This window comes from Salmonella sp. 2020_1395, assembly GCF_043848115.1.
GTDB classification, from domain to species: Bacteria; Pseudomonadota; Gammaproteobacteria; order Enterobacterales; family Enterobacteriaceae; genus Salmonella; species Salmonella enterica.
Window position 1 is genome coordinate 239,639 of sequence record NZ_JBCMFH010000003.1, and the last position, 19,794, is coordinate 259,432.

Here is a 19,794-nt window from a genome sequence, read left to right on the forward strand (position 1 = left end):
CATTCCCTTATTCTTTATCTAAAAAGCGCACACTGTCAGCTTTCAGTAAATCGACATTCTTATCGTTAATCGTTGCCGTAGCGGATTTCAGCGTAAAATGGATATCGCCGATCCCGTGACAAAAATCTTGCGTATACAGCGGGAGATCGTATGAGGTAACGAGAGGATCAACAGCATGATTTTGCATATCTATCCCCAGAGTATTCAAACCGAATGGCGGAATCATTAACGTTTCCTCAGTTGCCACTCCATCATCATTTTTCAGCTCAAGCGTAATATGCAAATTCGCCATGTTACGGATTTTATCTGTGCCAATCTGAAAAATTAGTGCGCATTCTTTCGGCTTAGCCGTTATCCCGCGAGAGAAAATACTCTCTTTTTTTAGGGTTACTTTGGGTAAAGCATCCGCGTTGTTTTTTCGACTCTGAATATCCGCTGCGCATTTACTTAAAAATATTTTTTCCTCAACCTTCTTACCTACATATCGAGATGCTTTCTTGTAATACGACCAGGCTTTATCACAATCAGGTGCAGTACCTAAACCGTTATAATACATCCAACTCAACGGCATCGTTGAGCGCGAATTAGTACCATCATTTTCAACCTGCGTAAATAATGCCAGCGCTTTAGCGTAATCAGTGCGCCCTGTTGCGCCAGAATAATAGATTTTACCTAGCGCAATCTGTGCATCGCTGTCACCCTGCTCAGCCGCCTGCCCATACCATTTTTGTGCTTCCTGAATGTCTGGCTTAATCCCCCACTCATCGCCCTCTCCCCCCGAATAAATACCCCCCAAGAGAGATTGGGCCTCAACGACGCCTTTTTCCGCGGCGGCGCGAAACCATTTCAACGAGGCTGGCCTGGCCTTATAAGGCTCATCCACATAATGACCGGAGAAATCATTAAGGGCGAGTAACCCCAGTTGATAATCCATTTGTGGATCGCCGTCCTGCCCCCATAGCGTAGCAAGGCGGAACGTTTTTTCCTGATTAAATCCGATACGACTAAAAAAAAGCGCATCGCTCTCTGGCCTATTATTTAGAAGATTAAATAGTGCATTAATAAATTCTGGCCGCTGCGATTTATCCGTATCGGCCAATGCTTTTGCCGCGTAAATTTCTTGCGAAAACTTATCGATATACTCTTGCTCAATCAATAAATTATCCAGATTCATTTTCTTAGCATACATATTGGCCTGAGCGCTATCTTTCGCCACTCCGTCGCCATACTGATAAGCATACTTCACATTATAACAGCCGTAGTTACCGCCAAGTTCACAGGCCTGCTTGTAATACTGCAACGCCCGCTCGCGATTCATCGGCACACCAATACCGTATTCATGGATAAACCCCAGTTCATCCAGAACCGAAGCTCTTTTTTCCACAGGCAAAGCATCAAGATCCTTCTGGGTAAGCGCAGCATATTTTACATCATCTTTACCGTTGTTCTCTGATGCATTTACCTGGCTAACAAATAAAATACCCGCCAAAATACATAATGATAAATATTTAATTTCCATAACGAATTCACTCCTTGAATAATATAATAAATGCGACTGCTGACGAACCTTCTGCCTGATAAACGCGCGCCATCACGCAGAAAGTTTGCTATCAGTCTCGGCGTTGTTGAATAAATCAAATTTTCAGAAGATGGACGAATCTGATCATTGCAGTCGTTTCAGAATCGGGTCCCTATGGCAAAGCAAAAGTTTAAAGTCACCCACCGGCCAGCCACTCTCAGGCAGCGCGGTTCGCTGACAGTCTGGCTTGACGAGTTCTGCTATTGCTACATGGAGCAACAGCGCACACAGCTTAAAGGCCGTGGCCGACCACTACACTATACTGATATGGCTCAGATAGCCACTTACAGCCCATCAGCCCAAGGAGATCGGAATATGAAGGAGCACAAGGCTATGCTGACTCTCCCGATCGTCCCTATCGTGTTAACAATTTATCTCTTTTTTAGCTCAACTGTTTCAAAAACATAATATTTGCTAATTAACCCTCTATTTACCCGACACACTCCCCGCACTACACTACTCCCAGCTTTTATACAGAGGTGGCAATGAACGATTATAAAATGACGCCAGGGGAGCTGCGCGCCACATGGGGTTTAGGGACCGTCTTTTCGTTGCGTATGCTGGGCATGTTTATGGTTCTACCAGTACTGACCACATACGGTATGGCGCTACAGGGCGCCAGCGAAGCATTAATCGGCATTGCGATCGGCATTTACGGGCTGGCGCAGGCTATCTTTCAAATTCCCTTTGGGCTGCTGTCCGACCGCATTGGCCGCAAACCGCTGATTGTCGGCGGACTGGCGGTATTTGTCGCGGGCAGCGTCATTGCCGCGCTCTCCCACTCAATCTGGGGCATTATTCTGGGGCGAGCGCTACAGGGGTCCGGCGCTATTGCCGCCGCCGTCATGGCGCTTCTGTCTGACCTAACCCGAGAACAAAACCGCACCAAAGCGATGGCGTTTATCGGCGTCAGCTTTGGTATCACCTTCGCGATTGCGATGGTATTAGGGCCGATCGTTACCCATAGTCTGGGATTGAACGCGTTATTCTGGATGATCGCCGCCCTCGCCACCCTGGGCATTCTTCTGACGATCTGGGTGGTTCCCAACAGTACCAACCATGTGCTGAATCGCGAATCCGGGATGGTCAAAGGCAGCTTCAGTAAAGTGCTGGCGGAGCCGAGGCTGCTCAAGCTCAATTTCGGCATTATGTGTCTGCATATTTTATTGATGTCCACCTTTGTCGCCCTGCCCGGCCAGCTTGCCGATGCCGGTTTTCCTGCCGCCGAACACTGGAAGGTGTATCTGGCAACCATGGTGATCGCCTTTGCCGCCGTCGTGCCTTTTATTATCTATGCTGAAGTCAAACGGCGGATGAAGCAGGTATTCCTGTTCTGCGTGGGGCTCATTATCGTCGCAGAAATCGTGTTGTGGGGAGCGGGCCAGCATTTCTGGGAGCTGGTGATTGGCGTACAACTCTTTTTCCTCGCCTTTAATCTGATGGAGGCGCTGCTGCCTTCGCTTATTAGCAAAGAGTCGCCCGCGGGGTATAAAGGAACGGCGATGGGCGTCTATTCTACCAGTCAGTTTCTTGGCGTGGCGCTTGGCGGCTCGCTGGGCGGCTGGATAGACGGCACGTTTGATGGGCAAACCGTTTTCCTTGCCGGGGCCGTACTGGCGATGGTATGGCTGGCGGTGGCAAGTACCATGAAAGAGCCGCCCTATGTCAGCAGCCTGCGCGTGGAAATTCCAGCGGATATTGTTGCTGACGACAGGCTAAAACAGCGACTGTTGGCAATGAAAGGCGTAAGCGAAGCGCTGATCGTGGCGGAAGAGCATTCCGCTTACGTCAAAATCGACAGCAAAGTGACCAATCGCTTTGAAGTTGAACAGCTTATCAGCAAAGGATGAATGCTGTATTGCCGGATGGCGGCAAGGCTCTATCCGGCATAACAACTTAATCGCGGAAGTTTTTGAACTGGAACGGCTGGCCCAAATCGCCGCCGCGAACCAGCGCCATTACCGATTGCAGATCGTCACGTGATTTGCCCGTCACGCGAATCTCTTCCCCCTGAATTTGCGCCTGCACCTTCAGTTTGCTGTCTTTAATCAGCTTGACGATTTTCTTCTGCACGGCGCTTTCAATGCCCTGCTTCAGCTTCGCTTCCACATACCAGGTTTTACCGCTATGCACGAACTCGTCCGGTACATCCAGCGAAGCGCCTTCAATACCGCGTTTAAGCAGCTTGGCGCGCAGAATATCGAGCAACTGATTGACCTGGAAATCGGACTCGCTCAGCACCTTGATGGTTTTATTGGCATCGTTCAGTTCAATAGTCGCCTCTACGCCACGGAAGTCAAAACGAGACTCAACCTCGCGAACCGCGTTATCCACGCCGTTACGCGCTTCCTGCAGATCAACTTCAGAAACAATATCGAAAGATGGCATCTTTTCTTCTCCCTTCATTTTCGTTGCGTTGCATAATACCTGCAACGAGGCTTAACGAGAAGCTTAGCTGATGACGCTATAATTAGCGCCATAACACCTGGCGCTGTTGCAGGTGAGGAGGAACAATGAAAATTACTGTACTGGGATGCGGAGCCTTAGGACAACTTTGGCTTTCGGCACTGTGCAAACACGGACATGACGTACAGGGCTGGCTACGGGTGCCACAACCTTATTGCAGCGTAAATCTGATCGATACCGATGGTTCCTTTTTCAACGAATCACTGACGGCAAACGATCCGGATTTTTTGGCGAAGAGCGAACTGTTATTAGTCACGCTGAAAGCGTGGCAGGTTTCCGACGCAGTACGAACTCTGGCGTCAACCCTACCGGTGACGTCGCCTATCCTGCTCATTCATAATGGAATGGGAACCATAGAAGAACTGCAAAATATCCAACAGCCGATGTTGATGGGGACTATCACCCATGCTGCGCGCCGCGACGGTAATATCATTATTCATGTCGCTAACGGTACTACGCATATTGGCCCGGCGCGCGAGCAAGACGGCGATTACAGTTATCTCGCCGATATCCTGCAGGGGGTACTGCCCGATGTCGCCTGGCATAACAATATCCGCGCAGAGATGTGGCGCAAACTGGCGGTCAACTGTGTTATCAACCCGCTCACCGCGCTTTGGAACTGCCCGAACGGCGAGCTGCGCCATCATCCTGATGAAATCAACGCGATTTGCGAAGAGGTCGCCGCCGTGATTGAACGTGAAGGCTACCACACATCGGCAGACGATTTACGCTATTATGTTGAGCAAGTGATTGACAGTACGGCAGAAAACATCTCATCCATGTTGCAGGACGTGCGCGCCATGCGCCATACCGAAATTGACTACATCACCGGTTATTTACTCAAGCGCGCCCGCGTGCACGGTCTCGCCGTTCCGGAAAATAGCCGCCTGTTTGAAATGGTAAAGCGAAAGGAGAGTGAGTATGAGCGCTCAGGCACTGGTATGCCTCGCCCCTGGTAGTGAAGAGACCGAAGCGGTCACCACTATCGATCTGCTGGTTCGCGGCGGAATCCACGTCACTACCGCCAGCGTCGCCAGCGATGGCAACCTGACGATTGTCTGCTCGCGCGGTGTAAAGCTACTGGCGGATGCGCCGCTGGTTGAAGTTGCCGACGGCGATTATGACATCATCGTGTTGCCCGGCGGAATTAAAGGCGCCGAGTGCTTTCGCGACAGCCCGCTGCTGGTCGAAACCGTAAAACAGTTTCACCGCTCCGGGCGCATTGTCGCAGCCATTTGCGCCGCAGCCGCCACAGTGCTCGTGCCGCACGATATCTTCCCTATCGGCAATATGACCGGTTTTCCGGCGCTGAAAGATAAGATCCCCGCCGAACAGTGGCTGGATAAGCGTGTGGTGTGGGATGCGCGGGTAAAATTATTAACCAGCCAGGGACCGGGTACCGCTATCGATTTTGGTTTGAAAATCATCGACCTGTTGGCTGGTCGTGAAAAAGCGCATGAAGTGGCTTCGCAACTGGTGATGGCGGCGGGGATTTATAACTACTACGAATAAGAATGATTGCCGGATGGCGGCGTAAACACCTTATCCGGCCTACAAAACGGTACAGTCTGTAGGCCGAATAAGCGACAGCGCCATCCGGCAGTTATTTTACGGGCGTTCGCCCTGCGCCAGACGCGCATTAATATGCGCAATCACCTCAGGTAAATCCGCCAGTGAATCCACCACGTAATGCGCCCCGGCGGCGTACAGCTTGCTGGCCGCGTGCTCGCGGCGGACCGCAACGTCCTCTTTCGACATTGTCTGATAGGCGTCCCATGTTGCGCCGAATTCGTTACCCGATACCGCCAGCCCCACCGTCCACATCCCCGCGTTAAGCCCCTCGCTAATGCCCGGCGCGGCATCATCTACCTTCACGCAGTGCGCGACCGCATCAATGCCCAGCGCAATCACGTTTTGCAGCGCCATCCACGGCCCCGGGCGACCACCCGCGACCAGGTCGTCCGTTGCCACCCAATGATCCGGACGATAACCATGCTCAGCGGCGGCGGGAACCAGGCGCTCCATCACCGCTCGTGGGTAACCGGAGCAGGAGCCTATCTTGATACCCTCGGCTCGTAGCGCCGCGATCGTGTCGATAACTCCGGCAATAGGAGAAGAAAAATCGATAACTTTAGCAATCTGTAACGGCATGAAAGCGGCGTAGATGGCATCAATATCTGCTGCGCTCATGGAGCGACCAAACTTTGCCTGCCAGCGCGCGTCAACAGCAGGTAATTTTCCCAGCGCTTCAATGTGTTGCCATTTACCCAGCCCCATTGGCACGCGTGCTTCGGCGAGGGTGATCTCCACATCAAATGCCTGACGGAACGCCTCGACGAAAATTTGCGTCGGCGCAAAGGAGCCAAAATCGACGGTGGTGCCCGCCCAGTCGAGAATAACAGCGTGAATACGGTTCATCATGGTTCCTTATTTCATCCAGTACATGGCGGTACGAATGGCGGTCAGCAGGGCCGTGATATCGGCGGCATATACTTCGCCAATGTTGCCGATGCGGAAGCAGTCGCTTTGCGACACTTTGCCTGGATAGATAACAAAGCCCTGCTCTTTGAGGCGGCGATAAAATTCGCTAAAGCGATACTGCGGGTCTTCCGGTGAATAAAAGGCGGTGATAATGGGCGAGTGAAGTTCGTCATCCAGCAGCGTGTTAAAGCCCAGCGCCCTCATTCCGGCCACCAGGCTGCGCTGATTTTGCTGATAGCGTTGATGACGTGCCGCCACGCCACCTTCTTTCGCCAGCTCTTTCAGCGCCTGTGCAAACGCCAGGACGGTATGTGTGGGCGAAGTAAAACGCCATTTGCCGTGGTTATCCTCCATGCAACGCCACTGGGCGTAGAGATCTAACGACAGCGAGCGGGAACGCCCTTTGCACGCGGCCAGTTTTTGCTCGCGGGCAATCACGAAGGCAAAACCCGGCACGCCCTGAATGCATTTATTGGCGGAGCTGATCAGATAGTCGATGTGTAATGTTGCAATATCCATGGGGATGCCGCCGAAGCTGCTCATGGCGTCAACGATGTAGGTTTTGCCATAGCGATGCGCCAGAGCGCCCACCTCATCAATGGGGTTGAGCATCCCGGTGGTCGTTTCGCTATGCACCATGGCGATATGGCTGATCGTCGGGTCGGCGTTGAGGATCGCGTCGATCGCCTGCACGTCCGGGCGCGCAACTTCGCCGCAGTCGTAAGCGTGATGGGCGATACCCATAAGGCCGGACATCTCGACCATTCGTGCGCCGTATGCACCGTTGCTGACGATCAGCACCTTATCCTGCGGCCCCAATGCGCTGCCCAGTACGGCTTCCACAGCATAGCTGCCGCTGCCTTGCAGCAGTACGGAGGTGTAGCCTTCGGAGGCCGTTGCCAGTGCGGTTAGCTGCTGGCGAATCTGTTCCACCACGCCGATATTGTAATCATCATCCCAGGTACAGCTATCGAACAACATCGCTTCTTTCACGGTACGAGAGGTGGTGAGCGGGCCAGGAGTCAGCAGCAGATAGTTACGCGAAGTCATGTTATTTACCTTTGGTCTATACCAGATTGCATTTATCATGACGATCTTTGCCGCGACGGGTCAAAGAGAAAATCGCGCTGCAACAAAAAATTCATCTCTGCTTGTATAATGGCGGCAGGCAAAACGGAAACGAGTAAGCATGAAATCTATCCCGGGCGATATCCCGCAGTACCTGTTGATCAAGGCGCAGCTTCAGGCGCGTATTCAGAGCGGTGCGTTGAAAAGCGGTGATAAACTGCCGTCTGAACGCGAACTGTGCGCGATCTTCAACACCACGCGCATTACTATTCGCGAAAGCCTGGCGCAGCTGGAGTCCAGTGGGCTTATCTGGCGCGCCGATCGTCGCGGTTGGTTCGTTACGCCGGAACGCCTGTGGCTGGATCCGACCCAGAATACCAACTTCCATAAGCTTTGCCGCGAGCAGGGGCGGGAGCCAAAAACCGCGCTACTGAGCGGCGTGTTAACCACCGTGCCTGTCGAGGTCATGGAACCCCTCCAGCTCCAGCCGTTTGATCAAATCTATCTGCTGACCCGTCTGCGTTACGCCGATGGCCGCGCCGTGTGCTACTGCGAAAACCATTGTTTGCCCGCCCGCGTGCCTGAGCTGCTGCAGTACGATCTCAACGGCAGCCTGACCGAGGTATACGAGTCGCACTACAACCTCGTCTATACCAGCATGCATCTGTCGTTCTACCCCACCGCCATGCCTGCGCAGGCCGCACAGGCGCTGGGAGTTATGGAAGGACGCCCGGCGCTGTTGCTGCGCCGTCTGAACTACGATCAACACGGGCGAGTGCTGGATCTGGATATCGAATACTGGCGTCACGACAGCCTGCGCATTGAGGTAGATACCCACTAGCGGATGCGCCGGATGTTGGCTGCGGGACTTATCCGGCCTACCAATCGTATCGTCTCACGGCTATCCGGATAAGCGCAGCATCATCCGGCGTGGACTGATTTATTTCTCTTTCATCGTTTTGTCATATAAGCCGTTTAGCGTAAAAAGCAAACCTGGTATAGGCCAGAAAATGCAACGTACGCTATGAGGCTATTACGATGAAACTTTCCCGACTTGCTCTGCTGTCTGTCTTCGCTCTCGCCAGCGCCCCGTCATGGGCGGAATCGGTGGTCACGGTGTACTCCATCGACGGGCTGCACGATGGCGATAACAGCTGGTACCAGGTGCAGTTTGACGCGTTCACCAAAGCGACCGGCATTACCGTACGCTATGTTGAAGGCGGTGGTGGCGTGGTAGTGGAACGTCTGGCAAAAGAGCGTACGAATCCGCAGGCCGACGTGCTGGTAACCGCGCCGCCATTCATTCAGCGCGCCGCCGCCGAAAAGCTGCTGGCGAACTTTAACACCGACGCCGCATCGGCTATCCCCGATGCCAACAACCTTTATTCGCCGCTGGTAAAGAACTATCTGAGCTTTATCTACAACAGCAAGCTGCTGAAAACTGCCCCGGCGAGCTGGCAGGATCTGCTTGACGGTAAATTCAAAAATAAACTCCAGTATTCCACGCCAGGTCAGGCCGCTGACGGCACGGCGGTGATGCTGCAGGCTTTCCACAGCTTCGGCAGTAAAGATGCCGGTTTTGCGTATCTCGGCAAGCTGCAGGCCAATAACGTCGGGCCATCTGCCTCTACCGGCAAGCTAACCGCGCTGGTTAATAAAGGTGAAATCTACGTCGCTAACGGCGACCTGCAAATGAACCTCGCGCAGATGGAACGTAACCCGAACGTGAAAATCTTCTGGCCGGCTAACGACAAAGGCGAGCGCAGCGCGCTGGCCATCCCTTATGTCATTGGCCTGGTCCAGGGGGCACCGCAGAGTGAAAATGGTAAAAAGCTGATTAACTTCCTGCTGAGTAAAGAAGCGCAGACTCGCGTCAGCGAACTCTCCTGGGGAATGCCGGTACGCAGCGACGTGACGCCGAGCGACGAACATTACAAGGCCGCCACTGCCGCGTTAGAAGGCGTGCAGAGCTGGCAGCCAAATTGGGATGACGTAGCCGTTTCGCTGTCGGCAGATATTAGCCGTTGGCACAAAGTGACCGAAAGCGAGTAAGCCTGATGCTGATGAAAACGACCGCCGTTCACGCCCCTGCATCGCAGGGGACATCGGGGATAGTCCTCGACTCGCTGCGCGTTGCGTATCACGGCAACGTGGTGCTTAAACCGCTCTCTTTGACGATTGAACCTGGCGAAGTGCTGGCGCTGATTGGCCCATCAGGATCTGGAAAAACGACGGTGCTGCGTGCGGTTGCGGGCTTTGTGCAACCTGCAGGCGGTCGTATTCTGATTGGCGATACGGACGTCACCCATCTGCCACCCTATAAACGCGGGTTGGCGATGGTGGTGCAGAACTACGCCTTGTTCCCGCATCTGAAAGTGGAAGACAACGTCGCTTTTGGCCTGCGTGCGCAGAAGCAGCCAAAGGCGCTAATTAATGAGCGTGTAACGCAGGCGCTGAAAACGGTTGGCATGAGTGATTACGCCGCCCGTTATCCGCATCAACTTTCCGGCGGCCAGCAGCAACGCGTGGCCATCGCCCGCGCGATTGCCGTGCGACCGCGCGTGCTGTTGCTGGATGAACCACTGTCAGCGCTGGACGCACAGATTCGTCATAATATGGTGGAAGAAATCGCCCGTCTTCACCGTGAGCTGCCGGAACTCACTATTCTCTACGTCACCCACGATCAAACGGAAGCGCTCACTCTGGCCGATAAAATCGGCATTATGAAGGATGGCTCGCTGATTGCTCACGGCGAAACCCGCGCGCTATATCAGCATCCGCCCAATCGTTTTGCCGCCGAATTCTTAGGTCGCGCCAATATTCTCTCCGCTATCGCGCTGGGGATAACGGAGGCTCCGGGGCTGGTGGACGTCAGCTGCGGCGGTGCGGTGATTCGCGCGTTCAGCCGGGGCAGCCACCACGGTTACAACAAACTGCTGTGCATTCGTCCTCAGCACCTCAGCCTGACGCCGCGTTCGGACTACAGCAACCGCTTCAACGCCACACTGCAATCGGTGCACTGGCAGGGCGATTTAACCCATCTGTTGTGTGACGTTGCTGGCGAAACGGTGCGGATGGTGTTGACGCATGTCAATCCGCTGCCGCGCGTGGGCGACAAGCTGGCGCTGTGGTTCGAACCGGATGATGCGGTCCTGATTGAGGTATAACCATGTCACTCATTTTACCTCTGGAAAAACCGGCGCTTAACCTACGCCCGCTGCTGTGGCTGCTGCTCCCGTTGCTGGTGCTGGCGACGCTGTTTTTCTGGCCTCTGTCGCTCATCGTTGAACAGGCGCTACGCGGTGCCAATGGCGAGATCGGGCTCGAGACCTTCCGCCAGGTGGTCGACTCGAAACGCTTTGTCGGCGCGTTACTGAACACGTTGCAAATCGCCTTTTTCGCCACCGCCGGTTGCCTGCTGCTGGGCAGCGTGATGTCGCTGATTCTGGTGTTTATTCCTTTCCCCGGCAGCGAGTTGATTGGTCGGGTCGTCGATACTTTTATTGCGCTGCCGACCTTCCTGATTACGCTGGCGTTCACCTTTATTTATGGGTCAGCGGGTCTGCTCAACGGTACGCTGATGAGCCTGTTTGCCTTTGAGCTACCGCCGGTGGATTTTCTCTACTCGATGCAGGGCGTCATTCTGGCGGAGATCACGGTGTTCACTCCGCTGGTGATGCGGCCACTGATGGCCGCGCTGCGGCAAATTGATAAAAGCCAGCTAGAAGCAGCCAGCATTCTGGGGGCGCACCCGTTACGGGTGATTGGGCAGGTGATTTTCCCGGCGGCGCTACCGGCGCTGATGGCTGGTGGCAGCCTGTGCCTGCTGTTGACCACTAACGAGTTTGGCATCGTACTGTTTATTGGCGCGAAAGGGGTTAACACCCTGCCGATGATGGTTTACAGCAAAGCGATTCTGGAGTCCGACTATACGGTCGCCTGCATGATTGCGTTGATTAACATTGTCTTGTCGCTGGGGCTGTTCTCCCTCTATCGCCTGGCGGCATCGCGTACCGGCGTAAGGAGCTAGCCATGCTAATTTGGTCACCTAAAGGACGCGCAGCGGCGGGCGTTGTGGCTAGCGTACTGTTTATCGTGTTCTTTTTCCTGCCGCTGGCGGTGATTCTGATGTCCAGCCTTAGCCAGCAGTGGAACGGTATTCTGCCGAGTGGCTTCACGCTGAACCACTTTGTTAACGCTCTGCACGGTGCGGCATGGGATGCCCTACTTGCCAGCCTCACGATTGGCTTTTGCGCCAGCCTGTTTGCGCTGCTTTGCGGCGTTTGGGCGGCGCTGGCGCTGCGTCAATATGGGGTGAAAACGCAGAAATGGTTAAGTATGGTGTTCTATCTGCCGAGTGCGATTCCGTCAGTGTCCGTGGGCCTGGGCATTCTGGTTGCTTTCAGCCAGGGGCCATTGCAAATGAACGGCACCCTATGGATTGTGCTGACAGCGCACTTTGTGCTGATTTCCGCCTTTACCTTCAGTAACGTGTCGACCGGACTGGCGCGAATTTCCGCCGATATTGAAAACGTCGCGTCGAGTCTGGGGGCATCGCCCTGGTATCGTCTGCGTCACGTGACGTTGCCGTTATTGATGCCGTGGATGGTGTCAGCGCTGGCGCTGAGTTTATCGCTCTCCATGGGGGAGTTGGGCGCGACGATGATGATTTATCCGCCGGGCTGGACGACGCTGCCGGTGGCGATCTTTAGCCTGACCGACCGTGGAAATATCGCCGACGGCGCGGCGCTGACCATTGTGCTGGTGGCCATTACGCTGCTGCTGATGATGAAGCTGGAGCGCATTGCAAAACGGTTGGGGCAGAAATAAAACGGTAGGCCGGGCAGGACATAGCCGCCACCCGGCAAAGGAATTACGGGCGATACACCTTCACATTGGCAAACCCCTGCTCGCGCAGATAGAGCGCCTGCAGGCGACTCATTACGCCGCGTTCGCACCATAGCAGCCAGGTTTTGCTCTGATCGAGGTCGCCAAATTTAGTGCTCAGCTTGTAGAAAGGCAGCGAAACGACGTCGACGCCTTCCACTTTCAGCGGCTTGTCATCCTGCTCATCGACAGAACGGATATCCAGAATCACATCGTTGGCGCCAAAACCGCTCACGGTTTCAACTTCCACCACCTCCTGCTGGGTCTGCTGGGCGATTTCACGAATATCGACGTTGTTCGCTTCTTCTACCACCTTATCGAGAATACTGAAGTCGAAATTTTCTTCTTCGGCTTCAATTTTCGCTTTAATGGCTTTCACCGTCGGACTTTTTGAAATCACGCCACAGTATTCCGGCATCGTACGGGCAAAATCTTCCGTACCAATCTGGCGCGCCAGGTTGATAATGTGCTCTTTATCGTAAGAGATCAGCGGGCGCAGGATCAGCGTGTCAGACACGTTATCGATCAAGCGCAAATTGGTTAGCGTCTGGCTGGACACCTGGCCCAGCGCTTCGCCGGTCACCAGCGCCTGTACGCCGTAACGTTCCGCCACTTTCGACGCCGCGCGTACCATCATACGTTTGAGCACCACGCCCATCTGGCCGTCGTCAACTTTCTCCAGAATCTCGCCGACCACCGGTTCGAAGTTAATCGCCACAAAACGCACGCGATGGGAGCTGCCAAAGCGGTTCCACAGGTAATGCGCCACCTGGCGAACACCGATTTCATGCGCCGCGCCGCCAAGGTTAAAGAAGCAGTAGTGTACGCGGCAGCCGCGACGCATCAGCATATAGCTGGAGACGCCGGAGTCAAAACCGCCGGAGATCAGCGATAGCACATCTTCCTGGGTGCCAATCGGGAAACCGCCAATACCTTCATAACGCCCTTTGATCAGCAGCAGGCGATCATCTTCCACTTCCAGATGCACCGTCACATCCGGGTTAGTGAGCTTCACGCGCGCCGATTCAATATGCTGATTTAATCCGCCGCCAACATAGCGCTCCACCTCAATGGAACTAAACTCATGCTTACCGCGACGTTTTACGCGCACGCAGAAGGTTTTACCTTCAAGCTGCTCGCGATACTGCGCCAACGCTTTCTCGAAAATGTCGTGCATATCGGTGAACGGCACATCTTCGACTTCAAGAATATGGTGAATCCCCGGAATGCGGGTCAGCGCGTCGCGAATCGCCAGACGCTGGTTTTCATCTTTGGCGCGAACTTCAATGTTATCCCAGTGACGGACAACCGCGAGGGTCTCATCGTAGTGCTTTAAAACGTTACGGATGTTCCCGGTTAAAATTTTTATAAAGCGCAAACGCACAGATTGGCTTTTGATAGTGATTTCCGGGAACAATTTAATGATAAACTTCATGGCGGCAATGGTTCTTTAGCAAGCAATCTAAGGCTTGTCGTGGAGAAATAGTACAGCAGCCCATACCTACGGCTGCATCCAGGCGCGGAAGTATATCACTATCACGGACATCTTGCGCATTTCCCCTTACCATTGCGCGTTATTTGCTTATCAGTGTGAGTCCGTTACCATAGACTTGTGCTGCCATTACAGAGAGTCAAACAGTCATCATGCCGAAGAAAAATGAGGCGCCCGCCAGCTTTGAAACTGCGCTGAGCGAGCTGGAACATATTGTTACCCGCCTGGAAAGCGGCGATTTGCCGCTGGAAGACGCGCTGAATGAATTCGAGCGCGGCGTACAACTGGCGCGTCAGGGGCAGGCAAAACTGCAGCAGGCGGAACAGCGCGTGCAAATTTTGCTGTCTGATAATGAAGAGGCTTCACCTGAGCCTTTTATCGCGGATAATGAGTAAATGGACTTTACGCAGCAGCTACAGGCTTGCGTAACGCAAGCGAATCAGGCGCTGAGCCGTTTTATCGCGCCACTGCCCTTTCAGAACACTCCCGTGGTCGAAGCCATGCAGTATGGCGCATTATTAGGCGGTAAACGCCTGCGGCCATTTCTGGTTTACGCCACCGGTCAAATGTTTGGCGTCAGTACGGCAACGCTGGATGCGCCAGCTGCGGCGGTCGAATGCATTCATGCCTATTCGCTGATCCATGACGACCTGCCAGCAATGGACGATGACGATTTGCGTCGCGGCCTGCCGACTTGCCATATTAAATTTGGCGAAGCCAACGCAATCCTGGCGGGAGACGCGTTGCAAACACTGGCGTTTGCCATTATCAGCGACGCGCCGATGCCGGAAGTCGCCGATCGCGATCGTATCGCGATGATCGCCGAACTGGCAAACGCCAGCGGTATCGCCGGTATGTGCGGCGGTCAGGCATTGGATCTGGCGGCAGAAGGCCAGCGGATCACTCTGGACGCGCTGGAACGCATTCATCGCCATAAGACCGGCGCGCTCATTCGCGCCGCCGTTAGACTTGGCGCGTTGAGCGCGGGCGATAAAGGACGGAATACTCTGCCGATACTTGACCGCTATGCAGAGAGTATCGGCCTTGCCTTCCAGGTTCAGGATGACATTCTGGATGTGGTGGGCGATACTGCAACGTTAGGTAAACGTCAGGGCGCAGACCAGCAGCTTGGCAAAAGTACCTACCCTGCACTTCTGGGTCTTGAGCAAGCCCGGAATAAAGCCCGGGACCTGATAGAGGACGCCCGTCAGTCGTTACATCAGCTGGCCGCGCAATCACTGGACACCTCGGCACTGGAAGCGCTAGCGAACTACATAATCCAGCGTGATAAATAAACCCCATATCCAATGAGCTTGCGATGAGTTTTGATATAGCCAAATACCCTACCCTGGCATTGGTCGACTCCACCCAGGAGTTACGACTGTTACCGAAAGAGAGTCTGCCGAAACTCTGCGACGAGCTACGCCGCTACTTACTCGACAGCGTAAGCCGTTCCAGCGGGCACTTCGCTTCCGGGCTGGGCACGGTAGAACTTACCGTGGCGCTGCATTATGTCTACAACACCCCGTTTGACCAGCTAATCTGGGATGTTGGACACCAGGCTTATCCACATAAAATCCTTACCGGTCGTCGCGACAAAATCGGCACCATTCGCCAGAAAGGCGGTCTGCACCCGTTCCCGTGGCGCGGAGAAAGCGAATACGATGTGCTGAGCGTTGGGCATTCCTCCACCTCCATCAGCGCCGGTATCGGTATTGCCGTAGCGGCGGAGAAAGAAGGCAAAGATCGCCGCACCGTCTGTGTGATTGGCGACGGCGCCATCACCGCCGGTATGGCGTTTGAAGCAATGAATCACGCAGGCGATATCCGGCCCGACATGCTGGTCATTCTGAACGACAATGAAATGTCGATTTCGGAAAACGTCGGCGCGCTCAACAACCATCTGGCGCAGCTACTTTCCGGTAAGCTTTACTCTTCTCTGCGCGAAGGCGGAAAAAAGGTCTTCTCCGGCGTACCGCCAATTAAAGAACTGCTCAAGCGTACCGAAGAACATATTAAAGGCATGGTTGTGCCGGGAACACTGTTCGAAGAGCTGGGCTTTAACTACATCGGGCCGGTCGATGGTCACGATGTCATGGGGCTTATCAGCACATTGAAGAACATGCGCGACCTGAAAGGCCCGCAGTTCCTGCATATCATGACCAAGAAAGGCCGCGGCTATGAGCCCGCGGAAAAAGATCCGATCACTTTCCATGCGGTGCCTAAATTTGATCCTTCCAGCGGATGTTTGCCGAAAAGCAGCGGCGGTCTGCCCGGTTATTCAAAAATCTTCGGTGACTGGCTGTGTGAAACCGCCGCCAAAGACAGCAAGCTGATGGCGATCACCCCGGCAATGCGCGAAGGTTCCGGCATGGTGGAATTTTCACGTAAATTCCCGGATCGCTATTTTGACGTCGCCATCGCCGAGCAGCATGCCGTCACCTTCGCCGCAGGTCTGGCGATTGGCGGCTATAAGCCCGTCGTGGCGATCTACTCTACTTTCCTGCAACGCGCCTACGATCAGGTCATCCATGACGTCGCTATCCAGAAACTGCCGGTCATGTTCGCCATCGATCGCGCCGGTATCGTTGGCGCGGATGGACAAACACACCAGGGCGCGTTCGATCTCTCCTATCTGCGCTGCATCCCGGATATGGTGATCATGACGCCAAGCGACGAAAACGAATGTCGCCAGATGTTATTTACCGGGTATCACTATAACGACGGCCCGACGGCAGTACGTTATCCACGCGGTAATGCGCAGGGCGTGGCGCTAACCCCGCTGGAAAAACTGCCTATTGGTAAAGGCCTTGTGAAGCGTCATGGCGAAAAACTGGCGATTCTGAACTTTGGCACCTTAATGCCTGAGGCGGCGAAAGTCGCCGAAGCGCTGAACGCCACGCTGGTCGACATGCGCTTTGTTAAGCCGCTGGACGACACGTTAATTCTGGAGATGGCCGCGCAGCATGACGCGCTGGTGACGCTGGAAGAAAACGCCATTATGGGCGGCGCTGGCAGCGGCGTAAACGAAGTGCTAATGGCCCATCGTAAACCTGTACCTGTGCTGAATATCGGTCTTCCGGATTTCTTTATCCCGCAAGGAACGCAGGAAGAAGCCCGCGCGGAACTGGGGCTCGACGCCGCAGGCATTGAAGCCAAAATCAAGGCCTGGCAGGCATAATCCCCTCTTTGCTCCTGCTATGCTTGAAGAGTGACGGGTATAACAGGAGCGGAGTCATGCAATACAACACGTTAGGAAATACAGATCTTCGGGTGTCCCGCCTTTGTCTGGGCTGCATGACATTCGGCGAGCCGAGTCGCGGCAATCACGCCTGGACGCTTCCCGAAGAGAGCAGCCGTCCCATCATCAAGCGCGCCCTGGAGGGCGGCATTAACTTTTTTGATACCGCCAACAGCTACTCCGACGGCAGCAGCGAAGAGATTGTCGGTCGCGCGCTGCGTGATTTCGCCCGGCGCGACGAGGTGGTGGTAGCGACGAAAGTCTTCCATCGCGTCGGCGATCTGCCGGAAGGATTGTCCCGCGCGCAAATCCTGCGCTCTATTGACGATAGCCTCAACCGTCTGGGAATGGAGTATGTCGATATCCTGCAAATCCACCGCTGGGATTACACCACGCCGATAGAAGAAACTCTGGAAGCGCTAAACGACGTGGTGAAGGCGGGTAAAGCCCGCTATATCGGCGCTTCCTCAATGCACGCCTCACAATTTGCCCAGGCGCTGGCGCTACAAAAACAACACGGCTGGGCGCCGTTTGTCACCATGCAGGATCACTATAACCTGATCTACCGCGAGGAAGAGCGTGAGATGCTACCGCTGTGCTGGCAGGAAGGCGTCGCCGTGATTCCGTGGAGTCCGCTGGCGCGCGGGCGCTTAACTCGCCCCTGGGGAGAAACCACGGCCCGGCTGGTCTCGGATGACGTGGGTAAAAATTTATACGCTGAAAGCGATAAAAATGATGCGCAAATAGCGGAACGGCTGGCTGGCGTCAGCGAGGCGCTTGGCGCAACGCGAGCGCAGGTCGCGCTGGCCTGGCTACTCAGTAAACGAGGCGTCGCCGCGCCGATTATCGGCGCTTCGCGTGAAGAGCAGTTAGATGAGTTGCTGAATGCCGTTGATTTAACGCTCAAACCGGAGCAGATTGCCGAACTCGAAACACCGTACAAACAGCATCCGGTGGTGGGATTTAAATAATCCGCCATTGCCCGATGGCGCGGCGCTTATCGGGCCTGCGAAATCGATATATTGTTCGGGGGTAGGCCGGATAAGGCGTTTACGCCGCCATCCGGCAAACCCTTTAAATAATACCGAGCGGCCAGTGATGACCGATAAAATACAGTATGCCGGCGGATATCACGCCGGCGACGATATCATCGATCATAATCCCCATTCCGCCGTGCACGTTGCGATCAAACCAACGGATCGGCCAGGGTTTCCACATATCCAGAATGCGGAAAATAACGAACCCGGCAGCCACCCACTGCCAGTCCGTCGTCGGCAACGCCATTAGCGTTATCCACATACCGATAAATTCATCCCAGACAATACTGCCGTGGTCGTGTACGCCCATATCTTTCGCCGTCTGATGGCAAAGATAAACGCCAATGCAGATCCCAAACATCACGACCAGCGAATAAAGCTGCCACGGCAGAAACGTCATCAGATACCAGAAGGGGATCGCCGCCAGCGAGCCCATCGTGCCCGGCACCACGGGGCTCAGCCCGCTGCCAAAGCCGGTAGCGAGCAGATGCCACGGATTGCGCAAATTCAGGCGGCTTTTCGCAACATCTTTATGGCGTGGCAAAATGGTCATATCCTTTCCAGTCAAAAGTGACAGGTTCTCCGTCACGCACAAAGGCGATCCCTTCGATATCCGCCGTCATTTGCCCGATACAGGTAAACGGCACGCCCAGATGACCAAGCGCGACATCCAGCGCGCCACGGTTCAGCTCCGGGACGGTAAAGCACAGTTCATAATCTTCGCCGCCGGATAGCATCCAGCGAAGCTTTTGTTCGGGATCATTGGCATGTCCCCACAGTTCTTCGGAGTCAGGCAGCGCCTCCAAATCGATTCGCGCGCCGCAGTTGCTGGCTTGCAGAATGTGACCAAGATCGGAGATCAAACCGTCGGAAAGATCGATCGCCGAACTGGCGAGATCGCGTAGCGCCTGTCCTTGTAAAATACGCGGCGTCGGGCGCAGATGGCGTTTGACCAGATAGTCGGCATCCCCCCAGCTTCCCACGCGAAAATCGCCCCGTAGAATCGCCAGCCCGGCAGCGCTATCGCCCAACGTGCCAGTAACATAAATCCAGTCGCCCGGTTTTGCGCCAGAACGTTTCAGCGCCCGGCCGACTGGCACAAGGCCATGAATACCGAGCGTCATCGACAGCGGGCCGCGCGTGGTATCGCCGCCAATGAGCTGCATGTCGTAGTAATCCAGTTGTTCAAACAGGCTGTCGCTGAACGCGGCAAGCCACGCCTCATCGACGTCAGGAAGCGTGAGCGCCAGCGTTAACCATGCCGGATCGGCGCCCATCGCCGCCAGATCGCTTAAATTCACCGCCAGCGCTTTATACGCCAGATCGGCAGGATCGATATCGGGTAAGAAATGGATGCCCGCCACCAGCGTATCGGTACTGATCGCCAGGGTCTGCTTTTCAGGAATATTCAGGAGCGCGCAATCGTCGCCAATACCGGTTTCAACATCAAGACGAGAGCTTCTTACACGGTCAAAATAACGGGCAATCAGGGAAAACTCGCCACATGCCATACGTTATGCCTCAGCAGAAAAAAAGAAAAGGC

General features: G+C 54.6%; 19 protein-coding genes and 2 pseudogenes. 14 read left to right on the plus strand and 7 right to left on the minus strand.

Annotated elements, in window-relative coordinates:
• Positions 1 to 7: 7 nt before the first annotated feature.
• On the minus strand, positions 8 to 1,519 hold the full coding sequence (locus ACH0WD_RS06010; RefSeq protein ID WP_000404191.1) for an SEL1-like repeat protein: 1,512 nt from the start codon (positions 1,517 to 1,519) through the stop codon (positions 8 to 10).
• 174 nt (positions 1,520 to 1,693) lie between these two features.
• On the opposite strand from ACH0WD_RS06010, the pseudogene ACH0WD_RS06015 reads away from it, so the two are divergent.
• Both ACH0WD_RS06015 and ACH0WD_RS06020 read left to right on the plus strand, forming a co-directional pair.
• A pseudogene (locus ACH0WD_RS06015) lies at positions 1,694 to 1,852 on the plus strand (transposase); the annotation flags it as partial.
• Positions 1,853 to 2,064: 212 nt separating this feature from the next.
• Positions 2,065 to 3,429, plus strand: a complete 1,365-nt coding sequence (locus ACH0WD_RS06020; protein WP_001000935.1) for an MFS transporter — start codon at positions 2,065 to 2,067, stop codon at positions 3,427 to 3,429.
• A 46-nt stretch (positions 3,430 to 3,475) separates the two neighbouring features.
• On the opposite strand, the gene ACH0WD_RS06025 is transcribed toward ACH0WD_RS06020, so the two are convergent.
• Positions 3,476 to 3,967, minus strand: coding sequence for a YajQ family cyclic di-GMP-binding protein (locus tag ACH0WD_RS06025; protein ID WP_001138913.1), 492 nt, complete (start codon positions 3,965 to 3,967; stop codon positions 3,476 to 3,478).
• Positions 3,968 to 4,092: 125 nt separating this feature from the next.
• On the opposite strand from ACH0WD_RS06025, the gene panE reads away from it, so the two are divergent.
• Both panE and yajL read left to right on the plus strand, forming a co-directional pair.
• Positions 4,093 to 5,004 carry a 2-dehydropantoate 2-reductase gene (panE, locus tag ACH0WD_RS06030; protein WP_000705814.1) on the plus strand — a complete coding sequence of 304 codons (912 nt, stop codon included), beginning with the start codon at positions 4,093 to 4,095 and terminating at the stop codon, positions 5,002 to 5,004.
• Positions 4,967 to 5,557 carry a protein deglycase YajL gene (gene yajL, locus ACH0WD_RS06035; RefSeq protein ID WP_001275806.1) on the plus strand — a complete coding sequence of 197 codons (591 nt, stop codon included), beginning with the start codon at positions 4,967 to 4,969 and terminating at the stop codon, positions 5,555 to 5,557. The genes panE and yajL overlap by 38 nt, the downstream gene beginning before the upstream one ends.
• Before the next feature lie 96 nt (positions 5,558 to 5,653).
• Here yajL and phnX read toward each other — a convergent pair whose 3' ends face one another.
• Complete coding sequence (gene phnX / locus ACH0WD_RS06040) at positions 5,654 to 6,463, minus strand: phosphonoacetaldehyde hydrolase (RefSeq protein ID WP_001079739.1); 810 nt, start codon at positions 6,461 to 6,463, stop codon at positions 5,654 to 5,656.
• A 9-nt stretch (positions 6,464 to 6,472) separates the two neighbouring features.
• Positions 6,473 to 7,576, minus strand: coding sequence for a 2-aminoethylphosphonate--pyruvate transaminase (phnW, locus tag ACH0WD_RS06045; RefSeq protein ID WP_000203966.1), 1,104 nt, complete (start codon positions 7,574 to 7,576; stop codon positions 6,473 to 6,475).
• Positions 7,577 to 7,715: 139 nt separating this feature from the next.
• On the opposite strand from phnW, the gene phnR reads away from it, so the two are divergent.
• The 5 genes from phnR to phnV all read left to right on the plus strand — a co-directional run bounded on the left by phnR (position 7,716) and on the right by phnV (position 12,424).
• Positions 7,716 to 8,435, plus strand: coding sequence for a phosphonate utilization transcriptional regulator PhnR (gene phnR / locus ACH0WD_RS06050; RefSeq protein WP_000836268.1), 720 nt, complete (start codon positions 7,716 to 7,718; stop codon positions 8,433 to 8,435).
• 197 nt (positions 8,436 to 8,632) lie between these two features.
• The gene (phnS, locus tag ACH0WD_RS06055; protein WP_000778008.1) at positions 8,633 to 9,646 is read left to right on the plus strand and encodes a 2-aminoethylphosphonate ABC transporter substrate-binding protein; all 1,014 of its coding nucleotides are present in this window, start codon (positions 8,633 to 8,635) and stop codon (positions 9,644 to 9,646) included.
• A 5-nt stretch (positions 9,647 to 9,651) separates the two neighbouring features.
• On the plus strand, positions 9,652 to 10,761 hold the full coding sequence (gene phnT, locus ACH0WD_RS06060; RefSeq protein WP_000928788.1) for a 2-aminoethylphosphonate ABC transport system ATP-binding subunit PhnT: 1,110 nt from the start codon (positions 9,652 to 9,654) through the stop codon (positions 10,759 to 10,761).
• A 2-nt stretch (positions 10,762 to 10,763) separates the two neighbouring features.
• Positions 10,764 to 11,624: a 2-aminoethylphosphonate ABC transporter permease subunit gene (gene phnU, locus ACH0WD_RS06065; protein ID WP_000052716.1), complete on the plus strand. Its 861-nt coding sequence runs from the start codon at positions 10,764 to 10,766 to the stop codon at positions 11,622 to 11,624.
• A gap of 2 nt (positions 11,625 to 11,626) precedes the next feature.
• On the plus strand, positions 11,627 to 12,424 hold the full coding sequence (phnV, locus tag ACH0WD_RS06070) for a 2-aminoethylphosphonate ABC transport system, membrane component PhnV (RefSeq protein ID WP_000909793.1): 798 nt from the start codon (positions 11,627 to 11,629) through the stop codon (positions 12,422 to 12,424).
• A 43-nt stretch (positions 12,425 to 12,467) separates the two neighbouring features.
• Here the strand turns inward: phnV and thiI are convergent, their stop codons facing one another.
• Positions 12,468 to 13,916: a tRNA uracil 4-sulfurtransferase ThiI gene (gene thiI, locus ACH0WD_RS06075; protein ID WP_000668648.1), complete on the minus strand. Its 1,449-nt coding sequence runs from the start codon at positions 13,914 to 13,916 to the stop codon at positions 12,468 to 12,470.
• A gap of 209 nt (positions 13,917 to 14,125) precedes the next feature.
• On the opposite strand from thiI, the gene xseB reads away from it, so the two are divergent.
• The 5 genes and pseudogenes from xseB to ACH0WD_RS06100 all read left to right on the plus strand — a co-directional run.
• On the plus strand, positions 14,126 to 14,368 hold the full coding sequence (gene xseB, locus ACH0WD_RS06080) for an exodeoxyribonuclease VII small subunit (RefSeq protein ID WP_001124944.1): 243 nt from the start codon (positions 14,126 to 14,128) through the stop codon (positions 14,366 to 14,368).
• The gene (ispA, locus tag ACH0WD_RS06085; protein ID WP_000348074.1) at positions 14,369 to 15,268 is read left to right on the plus strand and encodes a (2E,6E)-farnesyl diphosphate synthase; all 900 of its coding nucleotides are present in this window, start codon (positions 14,369 to 14,371) and stop codon (positions 15,266 to 15,268) included.
• A 23-nt stretch (positions 15,269 to 15,291) separates the two neighbouring features.
• The gene (dxs, locus tag ACH0WD_RS06090; protein ID WP_000006778.1) at positions 15,292 to 17,154 is read left to right on the plus strand and encodes a 1-deoxy-D-xylulose-5-phosphate synthase; all 1,863 of its coding nucleotides are present in this window, start codon (positions 15,292 to 15,294) and stop codon (positions 17,152 to 17,154) included.
• Positions 17,155 to 17,210: 56 nt separating this feature from the next.
• Positions 17,211 to 18,185 carry an aldo/keto reductase gene (locus ACH0WD_RS06095; RefSeq protein WP_001199860.1) on the plus strand — a complete coding sequence of 325 codons (975 nt, stop codon included), beginning with the start codon at positions 17,211 to 17,213 and terminating at the stop codon, positions 18,183 to 18,185.
• A gap of 7 nt (positions 18,186 to 18,192) precedes the next feature.
• A pseudogene (locus tag ACH0WD_RS06100) lies at positions 18,193 to 18,284 on the plus strand (hypothetical protein); the annotation flags it as partial.
• Between the two features lie 4 nt (positions 18,285 to 18,288).
• Here the strand turns inward: ACH0WD_RS06100 and pgpA are convergent.
• Positions 18,289 to 18,804 (minus strand): phosphatidylglycerophosphatase A, encoded by a 516-nt coding sequence (gene pgpA / locus ACH0WD_RS06105; protein WP_000154063.1) that lies wholly within the window; start codon positions 18,802 to 18,804, stop codon positions 18,289 to 18,291.
• Positions 18,782 to 19,762 carry a thiamine-phosphate kinase gene (gene thiL / locus ACH0WD_RS06110; RefSeq protein WP_000752134.1) on the minus strand — a complete coding sequence of 327 codons (981 nt, stop codon included), beginning with the start codon at positions 19,760 to 19,762 and terminating at the stop codon, positions 18,782 to 18,784. Before thiL ends, pgpA begins: the two co-directional genes overlap by 23 nt.
• Positions 19,763 to 19,794 lie beyond the last annotated feature (32 nt).